Source organism: Chromobacterium sinusclupearum (assembly GCF_002902845.1).
GTDB classification, from domain to species: Bacteria; Pseudomonadota; Gammaproteobacteria; order Burkholderiales; family Chromobacteriaceae; genus Chromobacterium; species Chromobacterium sinusclupearum.
The window spans coordinates 1-347 of the sequence record NZ_PPTF01000105.1 but is presented as its reverse complement, the minus strand read 5'-3'; the positions used below and the strand labels follow the sequence as shown (position 1 = coordinate 347).

Genomic DNA, 347 nt, shown 5'->3' with positions numbered 1-347 from the left:
CCGCGCTTGCTGATACCTAGCAGGTTTTGCTTCCCTCCGCTGGAGTGTTGTCGAGGCACCAGCCCCAGCCAGGCTGCCACCTGCCGCCCCCCATCAAAGTTCTTGGCGTTACCCAGAGAGGCGACCAGCGCACTGGCGGTGATGGGGCCAATGCCCGGTATTTGCTCTAGTTTCTTGCTGAGCTCGCTTTGGCGGTGCCAGGCTAGTATCTGCGTTTCGAGCTCGCTGACTTGCTTGTCCAGCGCCTTCAGATGATCAAGCAGGCGCTGAATCAGCAGTCGAAATGATCCAGGCAGTTCGTTGCGGACATCTTCAATGAGTCCTGGAGCCTGGTTGACAATGTGGCC

1 protein-coding gene is annotated in these 347 nt (G+C 58.5%); it reads right to left on the bottom strand.

From position 1 onward, the window contains the following. Window positions 1-347, bottom strand: a 347-nt coding sequence (locus C2134_RS20435; RefSeq protein ID WP_146042169.1) for a transposase, incomplete at both ends; no start/stop codon positions are given.